Origin of the sequence: Suttonella ornithocola (assembly GCF_001889065.1) — a bacterium.
Lineage (GTDB): Bacteria > Pseudomonadota > Gammaproteobacteria > Cardiobacteriales > Cardiobacteriaceae > Suttonella_A > Suttonella_A ornithocola.
Map to the genome: position 1 here is coordinate 1 of NZ_LWHB01000089.1, position 11248 is coordinate 11248.

An 11248-nucleotide genomic window follows, 5' to 3' on the forward strand; every position below is an offset into this window, starting at 1 on the left:
ATAAAATATTGTATTGCTGTCAAAGATATTATTCTAAAGATATTTCTATTAAAGTATTCTTTCATATAAGATATTTCCTCATTAATATAACAATAATGCTCAATAAAAGTAGAAATAAAATCATCTTTAAAGACCAATTGCACTATTAAACTGACGACTTTTATTTAATAAAAATCTATTACTATTGAGCTTGTAGTTGATAAAGATAACGATAATAACCATTTTCTCGCTGAAGTAGCGCTTCATGCTTACCTTGTTCAATAATTTCGCCTTTATCCATCGCAATGATTCGATGACAATAGCGAACGGTTGATAGGCGATGCGCAATAATCAGCACGGTTCTACCGGAGCAAATTGCCTGCATATTTTTCATAATGGCATGTTCTGATTCATAATCAAGCGCACTGGTGGCTTCATCAAGAATAAGAATTTTTGGATTAGTTACCAAAGCTCTGGCAATGGCAATGCGTTGACGTTGTCCGCCTGATAATCCCGCGCCTTGCTCACCAACAACCGTGTCATAACCTTCTGCTAAAGCCATAATAAATTCATGTGCGCCGGCTAATTTTGCCGCTTGAATAATGTGTTCTAAAGGCATTGCGGGGTCAGAAAGCGCAATATTTTCACGAACACTGGCATTCATTAAGACATTTTCTTGTAATACCACGCCGATTTGCCGTCTTAACCAAGCAGGATCTGCGAGCGCGAGGTCATTGCCGTCAATGAGCACACGACCTTGTTCAGGAATATAAAGCCGTTGAACCAATTTTGTTAAGGTGCTTTTTCCAGAACCAGAACGTCCAACAATCCCAACCACTTCCCCAGCAGAAATTTTCAGCGTTAAACCCGGCAGAATGATAGGGGCATCAGCACGATACCTGAAGGTTACTTTTTCAAACTGAATTTCGCCTTGAATGACAGGCAGATTAAGACGGGAAGACGGGTTCTCTGTGGGGGTGTTTAAAATATCCCCAAGACGCGCAACGGATATACCGACTTGCTGAAAGTCTTGCCATAATTGCGCAAGACGAATAACAGGCGCTGCTACCTGTCCTGCTAACATATTGAAGGCGATGAGCTGTCCGACTGTCATTTTTCCTTCAATCACCAGTTTTGCGCCAAAGTAAAGCGTTGCAATCGTCACCGACTTTTGAATCAGCTGAATGCCTTGTTGCCCAATGGTGGCGAGTTTTGTAACCCTAAATCCAGTTTGCACATAACTGGCTAATTGTTTATCCCATCTTCTTGTCATTTGCGGTTCAACCGCCATTGATTTAATGGTTCCTAAAGCCGTTACGGATTCCACCAGAAAAGATTGATTATCTGCATAACGGGCAAATTTATCATTTAATCTAGCGCGTAAGATAGGGCTAATGAGCGCCGACCAAGCCGCATAAATGGGCAAAGAAATGACCACTATGAGCGTTAGCCAACCGCTATAAAACCACATCACAGCAATAAAAATAAAAGAGAAAAGCAAGTCTAAAACGGAAGTCAGCGCTTGCCCAGTGAGAAAGTTACGAATCTGTTCTAATTCGCGAACACGCGCAACCGTATCGCCCACTCGCCGTTGTTCAAAATAGCTAATAGGGAGTTGTAATAAATGGCGGAATAATCTCGCGCCTAGTTCCACATCAATTCTTGAAGTTGTATGCGCAAAAATATAGCTTCTTAATCCATTAAGGGTAACATCAAAAAGGGTTACGACAATAAAAGCAACGGCAATCACATCAAGCGTGCTGAAGCTACGATGGACTAATACCTTATCCATAACGACTTGAAAAAATAAAGGCGTAATAAGTGCAAATAATTGCACGACAACAGAAACGAATAATACTTCAATAAAAATACGACGGTATTTAATCACCGCCGGAATAAACCAAGTAAAGTCAAACTTTGCTAAAGAACCTAATATAGAGGCACGCGAAGCAACTAATATTAAGCGACCTGAAAATCTTGCTTTAAATTCCTCGCGATTTAGAATTTTGGGTCTGCCATCGCTGAGATCTTGAATGAGATATTTCTCTTGATCAATTTTTGCCAAGATAAAATGCGAACCATCCTCTTTCCAAATAACCGCAGGTAATGCCAGAAAAGGTAAACGGGAAAGCGGACGTGAAACTACTTTTGCTTTTAAACCCAAATCTTTCGCAGCAAGTAGCCATTCTGTTTGTGATAAGTCCCGTTTATTTTCAGAAAAACGATGCAAAATATCAGAACCATTAGCCGCTATACCGTGATAATGCGCCATAACCAGTAGCGCATTTAAAGCAGTAGGTGGTGTGGTTTGTAAGGTTGAATCCATGAATTTTAATAGTAAAAATAAAAGCTTGTCTATCTATAATTTTAATGGTAGTTTACGGGAAGATGAACAACAGTCAAGCATTAAGTTAACTAAGGATAAATCGTGAATTATTATCAAAAAACGAAATACTATCTAAGTTCTGTCATGCTGTTAGCAACATTACTTTTAGGATTAACCGCTTGCGAGCAGCAAGAACAAAAATCATCAGGGGGAAAATCATCCCGGCAGACTGAACAGACGATATCAGCATCGCCACAAGAAAGTGAAATCAATGACATGGTGGCATTATCCAATGTCATGCATGGAGCAGCCGGTCAACAACCTGACGATGCGCCTAAAGATCAATATGGCGATGCTTACATCATTGGTGATTTAGGTGGAATGCCCGCCAATTTACCCTCCTCAATTGTGCGCTTTGTCGAATACGATGATTCTCCGGGGTGGGATATGGAGGCTGTCCGTCACTATCATCCGCCGGTGCGCACTTATGCGTCTAAATTGAACGCTTTCGGCTTTACATTTCGTGCTACAGACGGGGCTTTATATGATCGGAAAAATCCAAAAATTATTCAGGAATATAAAAAAAATGTTTCAGGTTCTAATAAACATTGGGTACGAGTTAGTATAACCAGTGGTTCACGTTATGGCGGTAATCGAAAATGGATGACCAGTTATTTAGCCGACCATATAAACCCTAATTACCCGAATATACCAACCTACTGGGTAAAAACCACAGAACATCCCTTCGGCTTAAATCTTTATATTAATCCCGGCATAGAACCGAAAACAGGGAAACCTTGGCGAGAAAATACACGCTCGGATGATATTTTTACGCTTGAAAAAGATAATAATGTTGTAACCTATATTAGTTGTTCAAATGCCGGAGGAATGCAACCTCCTTGTGATCATCACTTTTTATTACCAGAAGATATGCGCATCAAAGTTCAAATGCTGTATTCAAGAAATCTCTTGCCACAATGGCAATCTATTGAAGCGTATGTTATCCAACATTTACGCAGTTTTTCTAAAGACCATCAGGAAGGTAAATAACGATGAGTATTAAAAGACAGACAATCAGCCAAGCTGACTTACTCCACTATCAACAATTGTTAGACAGCGGAAAGGTAAAAGAATTTTATCTTAATCTTGAAGAGAAAGGGTATCGCAGTGCGACTTGGGCGAAAACAGAATTTGATATGACGACCCGTTATGGTATAGAAAATACTATTTTTCTTCAGAAACAACTGGGACGGGAGCTTAATAAAACAGAAATTAACCAACTTGAGCAAAATCTAGCCACTCAAATATTGAATCAATTTTCACAAAAAGTTAAAGATAGTGATATAAATGGTTCTCAAGATTTAAGCTATGAAGAAGCCAGTCTTGTTCGGCAGCGATCTTATGAGCGGAGTAAAATAATTAATGCACAGTGGATTTTTGACTCTCCTATAAAAACTTATAAACAGCTGCATGGAGATGCTCAAGGGGAGCAATGGTATGAAAAATTGAGGGATGGTTCACATAAGAGCTTTAAGGCAAACTATGAAAATACTAAAAAAATCTTAGAAAAATATGATCATTTAATAAAGAACGACCCTAATCTAAATAAAATTGATCCTGCTTTTATTGCCGCGCTTGCAACAGTAGCAGAAGAAAATCGTAAAGAAAATACAGCACTTGATGATTTAAAAAATTTCATTCAAGAGGTAGCTGGTAGTAACATTAATACGAATAGCGTTGAACAAGCGGAAAAGCTAGTAGAAATTGTTAAGCAGACTAACTATCCAAATGACTTATAGTGCGATCAGCTAAAAAACAAAACATCCTATAGCCCTTATCTAGCCATTCTGGCGGTAGATAACGTTCTGTTTTTTAGCTGATTTGACTATATCAAGAAAGCTGGCTACTAATATCGCATTAGAGAATTTGAATAACGCGAGAAAATTTGAAAAAGAAGCTGCTGAGAAGAGACGCCAGTATGGTGAGGATGCATATGATGCTGCACTAGATTGGAAAAACAATACAGCAACTCAACCTGAATATACTTATGCCTTAATTGAAAATAACGAACATTTACAACAACTAGCTAAAGTAGCAAATGTTGCCCTTCTAGCCACTGCTGCTGGAGCGACTATTCAAGGTGGAAAAGCTTTTTTAACAGCGTTGAACGAAGCAATAAAATCGCCAACAGCAAATAACATACTATCTCTACTGATGACTGGAACGGCTACATCTGTATCGGGAATGGAAACTAAGGAATTTGCAGAGAAATTGGTTAATGATGAACATAGTCCTATAGAGGCAGCTTCTGATCTTCTTCCTGAAGTTTTTGGAAGTCTTATTAATGCAAATAATAATAATCAAACTTCAGAGCAAATAGATTTTCTTATCAATATTTATGAGTTAGTAAGTAAAATTTTTGATGATAAGGATTCTGATAACGGTAATACTGGAGACGGTGGAACTGGTGGAAACGGTGGAACTAATAACGGAAATCCCAATACCGATCCTGACCCTAATACCGACCCTGTCCCCGATCCTAATCCCATTTGCCCACACCCATTGGCAGGCTTAGTCGGTAGTTTAATTGGCGCTGCCATTGGCACGACAACTGGCGGGATTATTGGAGGGATTGCGGGTGGCATCAATGGCGCTAAAATAGGTTGCGGTGGTTATCCGCCACCGCCACCGCCTCCTCCTCCTCCTCCTCCTCCTCGTGATCCGCTAACGCTTGATCTTAATCAGGATGGCAGAATAGATACCTTAGCTAAAGAAGCGGGTGTTTATTTTGATTTGGATAACAGCGGTTTTGCTGAAAGAACGGCATGGGTTGCGCCTGAAGAGGGCTTGTTAGTATTAGATCGGAATCATAACGGGCAGATTGATGGCGGTGCGGAACTTTTTGGCACAGAAACGCAGCTTGCGAATGGCGAGTATGCCGAAAATGGTTTTATTGCCTTGCAGGAGTTTGATGCGAATCAAGATGGCGTTATTAACGCTGATGATGCGGTCTTTAATCAGTTGCGTGTTTGGCAAGATAGGAATAGCGATGGCGTTGCGCAAGCAGATGAGTTAAAAACGCTTGATGAATTAGGGATTGTTAGTCTTGCGACAGATTACACCACCGACAGCTTTACCGATGAGCAAAATGTTGAGCATCGCGAGCAAGGACAATTTACCACAATCAATGGTCATGCAACGGTGCATACGCTTTGGTTTGATAGTGATAGAGCGCAAACCATTCCTGTGGATATTCATCAAGGGGGCGGCATTGCGCTTTCACCTGAGATTGCAGCATTACCGACCGCCTTTGGTTTTGGCAATGTTTATGCGCTCCACGATGCGATGCAACGCGATGGTTCGGGTAAGCTAAAAGCATTAGTGCAATCTTTTGTTAATGAGAAAGATATTGACCATCGCCATGCGTTAACAGAACAAATTCTCACTGTTTGGACAAAACAAGAAGGGGTTGATCCAGGTAGTCGAGGTAGTGCCATTGATGCGCGACATGTTGGGGTAATGGAGGCTTTTTGGGGACAAGCCGCTTTACAAGCCAATCCAAGCGGACGTTATGCTCATGCGCTTGAAGCAGCTTATCAACAACAATTAGCGTTTACTTATACACAGCTGGCAATGCAAACGCATTATTTAGAAGCGTGGAAAACCATTCAGTTTACGCCGTGTGAATGTGGTGGCTGGGATGGTGAGTTTAGTCAAACCGCTGATTGGTTTGTGGATAAATTTAAAACGGATACAAAAAGTGCCATAGCAGAATTACGCGACTTTAGTCTTGCTCTTTCTGCGACGGTAATTAATAGTGATCGTTTAGAGAAGCAGTTTAAAGAAGCTATTGAAAATAAGGCTTCTGATTTACCGTTTGCCTTACGCGAAACGATACGAAACGCCATTCGTTTTGGGGATGATGCGTTAGAGATTAAAGGCGATGAGCTTTATTTAGCGGCTGGTGCAGGTAATGATGCGCTACAAGGCAGCTATCAAGGTGATTATCTTTTTGGTGATGAAGGCGATGATGACATTCATGGCGGTGATGGACACGATTTATTATCAGGTGGTCAGGGCAATGATCGTTTATTCGGGGACGCTGGTGATGATGTGCTTATTGGCGGTTTAGGAAATGATACCTTAGAAGGCGGTGACGGAAACGATGCTTACGTCTATCGTTTAGGAGACGGCGATGATGTCATTATCAATCATGATACAACTCAAGGGCGTGAAGATAGATTGATTTTACGTGATATTGCGGTTAATGATGTTCGTGTGAGTCGTCAGGGAGAAGATTTATTACTAAAAATGGCTGATGATGCTGTCATTAAAGTTGAACGGTATTTTGTCGGCGATGGTTTGGGTGGTTATGCTTTAGATGAAATTCTTTTTGATGATAAAACTGTTTGGAAATTGCCAGATATTAAAAAATTTGTTCAAAAAAGTAGCGAACAAAATGATGCGCTTTATGGTTATGAAGAAGTAGATAAACTAGAGGGTAGCTCGGGCGATGACCATCTCTACGGTGGTGGCGGAAATGATACGCTAGATGGTCATGAAGGTAATGATCAACTTTATGGAGGGGCAGACGACGATACGCTCATTGGTGGTAAAGGAAACGATTTCTTACAAGGTGATGCGGGTAATGATTCATATGTTTATACGTTAGGCGATGGAAAAGATATTATTGATAATCATGGCGAAGTTGGCGATGACGATAAATTGCACTTGCATCAGATAAACCCAGCAGAGGTTAAACTGACACGTCATCAGCAGGATTTATTACTGGTATTTTCAGATGGTGGTGAAGTACGTATTAAACAATATTTCAATAATGATGCTAATAGCACACAAACGTTAAATCATATTGTCTTTGACGACGGTAGCATTTGGAATATTGATACTGTTAAGCATATGCTGTTACAAGGAACACCTCAGAATGATACCCTTTATGGTTATGCCAGTGATGATGATATAGACGGTCTTGCTGGAGATGACATTATCTATGGATATACAGGTAATGACAGTTTAAAAGGTTCAGATGGTCAGGATAAACTTTATGGCGGCGAAGGAGCGGATACTCTTTCAGGCGGCATTGGTAATGATTTATTAAATGGTGGAACAGGTGCTGATCACTATATTTATCATTATGGTGATGGCAACGATATGATTATTACCGGCGATTCGGGGCAGCAACCATTAGACAAACTTTCTATCTTGGGTACCTCCACTGAGGCAGTAAAGGTCTTACGCCACGATAACCATTTACGACTTTCTATGAGTGATGGTGGAAGTATTGAAATATCAAGCTATTTTTCTAATGATGGTTATTCAGCTTCTGCCCTAGCTGAAATCCATTTCGAAGATGGGACAATTTGGAATCCTGAAATCATTCGCCATAAAGCTATTGAAGCAACACCACAAAATGACAGCTTATATGGTTATCGAACGAGTGATGTATTAGATGGCTTAGATGGAGATGATATTCTCTATGGTAAAGAAGGCAATGATACGCTCTATGGCAACTTTGGAGACGACAACCTTGATGGTGGAGAGGGAAATGACCAGCTCTATGGTGGTCAAGGTCATGACTATCTAAATGGTGGCAATGATGATGACAGACTATATGGGGAGTCAGGTGATGATCAATTAAATGGCGGACATGGCTCAGACCTTTTACAAGGTGGTAGTGGCAATGATACTTATATTTGGCGACGTGGAGATGGCAACGATACAATTAGTCAAAAAGATGCGCATTCAGGAGACATTGATCGCCTTGTCATTCATAATATCAATCCACAGCGCATCACTTTGCGTCAAGAAAATAATGATTTACTGTTACTATTGCACGATAGCCATGAAGAAATTCGCTTAGCAGAATATTTCTCATCAGAAATTCATTCACTAAGTGAAATTATTTTTGATGGCGGTATTACATGGGATAAAGCAGAGATTAATCGTCGTATCCCTAATATTACTGAAAAAGATGATTTAATTTATGCCACAACATTTGATGATGTTATTGCACCGCTTGGTGGCAATGATGTTGTTTACTACACTAAAGGCGGTAAACAGGATCGCTATGATTATTATGATGATGTTAACGCTGTTGATAGGTTGCACATTTCAGGCTACGATCCATCAAAAACTGTATTGACACGCCACAATGATGATTTAATTATCTCTTTTACAGACTCTGCTGAAGATCAAATTACGCTCGTTAATCATTATGCATTGCCAATCGAAATATCAGGAAAAGTTTACGATTATCGATTGGATAATATCCAATTTGATGACGGCACTGTTTGGTCACAGAGTTATATTGACTATCTTGGTAACGGTGGTAACCCTAGTCAATCTCCAATCGTTGACCATCCAGAAAGTCATATTGAAATAACAGCAGCAGAAGATTTTTCTCAAAATATAGCAGCTGAATTTCATGATCCAGATGGCGATAAATTAACTTTTACTGCAACACTAATTGATGGAACAGCAATACCAGAGTGGTTAATCTTAGATAAAGAGACAGGGAATCTTTCTGGTATTCCACCTTTAGAAGCAGAAGATTTAGAACTTATTGTTAGTGCAATAGATCAAGCCACACTATCAGTAAAACAAAAATTAAGTATTAAAATTTTGCCTAACCAAGCACCAGAAATCCGCCAAAAAGCAGAGGATATTTCTGCTACCGAAGCAATTCACTTTACAAAAATTCTCAGTAACGCTTTATTCAGCGATCCGGAAGGACACGCACTGAGCTATGAAGTCAAAACAGGCGATGGTGCTACCTTACCTGAATGGCTTCATTTTGATAAAGAGACACGAACGTTAACAGGTATCGCACCTGCCGGAATAGCAGAACTTCCGCTACAACTGATTGCAACAGATGCTGCCGGTTTGACGAATCAACAAACCTTTACCTTGCATATTGCTGCTAATCAAGCGCCAATCCTTAATAAGCATTATGAGGATATGCATATCAATGAAGGACAAACCTTTACAGAGCGGCTTAATTTACAGCAATTCAGCGATCCGGAGAAAGGCGCATTAACCTTCAGTCTCACCCAAACAGACGGCAGTAAAGTCCCTGAATGGTTAGACTTTTACGCGCAAAGCGGGGAGCTTAGTGGTACTGCACCACTCGGCAGCCCAACTTTAGGACTCATACTAACCGCTAGAGATCCGGCAGGTTATCAAACCCATACCACTTTGCATTTGAATGTAAACCATGCACCACAAAGTCAAGGAACACTACTAGAAACGGAAGCCGCAGAAGGACACACGTGGCAATACCAACTTCCAACAAATCATTTTATTGATCCAGAAGGCGATCCTTTAACTTACGAAGTAACACAAGCAGATGGAACGGCGTTGCCGGCTTGGTTAAGCTATAACCCGTTAACTCAACAGTTACAAGGGGATGTTCCTATTGGTCAAGAAAATCTCGACATTGCAGTCAAAGCCAACGACCCTCAAGGACTCAGCCATCAAGAGACTTTGAGCGTTCATATCACCCACCAAGACCTTGAGCTTAATACCCCTTGGAACGGTGGAACGATTACCGGTGAAAGCGGAAACGATACCTTACGCGGTAACTGGTTTAACGATACTTTAATTGGCGGTAAAGGCGATGATACGCTTATCGGTTTAATCGGTAATGACACCTTAATCGGAGGCAAAGGAAATGACCTTCTCCAAGGCGGCTTAGGCAGCGATATCTATCAGTTTAACAAAGGTGATGGAGAAGATATGATTGATGATCAGGGCGGGTTGAACGATAAACTTATCTTAAATGGTTATCAGCTGGAAGAAATCCGTTTACAACGTCAGGGAAATGATCAGGTTCTGAGCTTTGTGAATAGTGAGGATAAGATTGTCATTAAAGATCGCTATGCCGCTGCAAATAAAGGACGGATGGAAGGCATTATTATTAACGGGCAAGAATATAGAGCTACTGTCTTTGAAGAAGAAGCGCAACAAAATCAGGAAAGAACAGCTCTACGTTCAGTCAATGATGAGCAACCCCGTCATCAAGCAGCATCTTTAATTCAAGCAATGGCAGGTTTTGGAAACGGCAGTCATAACCATGAGTTCCATTCAATGGAAATGCCGGAATTGGGCAATCTTGCATCTGTCAATGTAGAAAAACCGATTGTATAAAACGCTATAGCCAACTTCCCAAAAAAATGCATACAATGTTAACTCAATATTCGCCTTAGAAACATAATTTTACCTCCAAGTACAGTATGAGATCTTTGCAAAAAAAACATAAAATAGAGAAATTTCAATTTTTCAAATTTTGAAAAAATATTAAAATCATATCGTTAATTTTTCTACTAGTAGCAAAAATTAGTGTGAAACGGAATTTTGCAAAGGTCTCAGTATGCATTTTTTGGGAACCCTGCTATATCTATTGAGAAATAGCTGCTTACTAAAAGCCTAGTGAAAACGAGGCTTTTTATTAAACTGAAATCTTTGCAAAACCCTAAAAAACCACTAATCTTTCTCTTGAGCCGATATAGAGGAAAAAACATGACAACCTTCTTTCAACAAATCCTCAAAAGCATCATTGCCAAACACATCAATCAATGTCCTTTACTCAAGCTTCAAGCCGTTATTGACTGGAATACTATACGACAAAGCCTGCAACAACAAAAATTCTGATATAGTCAAATCACTTATAATCCAATCTATCCAAAGCAGATATAAAGAACAACTTGTAGTAGAATTATCAAAAACAAACTGAGCATATCCTATGACCTACTGTCGCCAATTCCGACAGAAAATTCTTAACGATATTGCTAATGGAGAAACTTGGCGCGCTGTTGCAAAGCGCTACAAGATCAGCAAATTCACCGTCTATAGCTGGATTAAAAATCCCCATCCTAAAGGTTTTACTGAGCGTAAGCCCTCAAAGATTGATGATGAAGCCTTGCTTAA

At 40.1% G+C, this 11248-nt stretch carries 6 protein-coding genes; 5 read left to right on the top strand and 1 reads right to left on the bottom strand.

The genetic code is table 11. From position 1 onward, the window contains the following. Window positions 1–181 precede the first annotated feature (181 nt). Entirely contained in the window at window positions 182–2305 is a 2124-nt protein-coding gene (locus A5N85_RS07330) for a type I secretion system permease/ATPase (protein WP_072576651.1), read from the bottom strand. Between the two features lie 102 nt (window positions 2306–2407). On the opposite strand from A5N85_RS07330, the gene A5N85_RS07335 reads away from it, so the two are divergent. The 5 genes from A5N85_RS07335 to A5N85_RS07385 form a co-directional block, all read left to right on the top strand. After that, window positions 2408–3355, top strand: a complete 948-nt coding sequence (locus A5N85_RS07335; protein WP_084601692.1) for a hypothetical protein — start codon at window positions 2408–2410, stop codon at window positions 3353–3355. 2 nt (window positions 3356–3357) lie between these two features. Continuing rightward, window positions 3358–4104 (top strand): hypothetical protein, encoded by a 747-nt coding sequence (locus tag A5N85_RS07340; protein ID WP_072576652.1) that lies wholly within the window; start codon window positions 3358–3360, stop codon window positions 4102–4104. Between the two features lie 127 nt (window positions 4105–4231). Continuing rightward, window positions 4232–10468, top strand: a complete 6237-nt coding sequence (locus A5N85_RS14640; protein WP_084601693.1) for a putative Ig domain-containing protein — start codon at window positions 4232–4234, stop codon at window positions 10466–10468. 372 nt (window positions 10469–10840) lie between these two features. Then, the gene (locus tag A5N85_RS16965) at window positions 10841–10972 is read left to right on the top strand and encodes a hypothetical protein (RefSeq protein ID WP_281268162.1); all 132 of its coding nucleotides are present in this window, start codon (window positions 10841–10843) and stop codon (window positions 10970–10972) included. 91 nt (window positions 10973–11063) lie between these two features. Continuing rightward, window positions 11064–11248: helix-turn-helix domain-containing protein (locus tag A5N85_RS07385; RefSeq protein ID WP_143143212.1), on the top strand; the 185-nt coding region annotated here is incomplete at its 3' end.

Bases quoted from the DNA above. Each gene is read 5' to 3' on its own strand.
- A5N85_RS07340 (WP_072576652.1), top strand. From the start codon at position 3,358: ATGAGTATTAAAAGACAGACAATCAGCCAAGCTGACTTACTCCACTAT.
- A5N85_RS16965 (WP_281268162.1), top strand. From the start codon at position 10,841: ATGACAACCTTCTTTCAACAAATCCTCAAAAGCATCATTGCCAAACAC.
- A5N85_RS07330 (WP_072576651.1), bottom strand. From the start codon at position 2,305: ATGGATTCAACCTTACAAACCACACCACCTACTGCTTTAAATGCGCTA.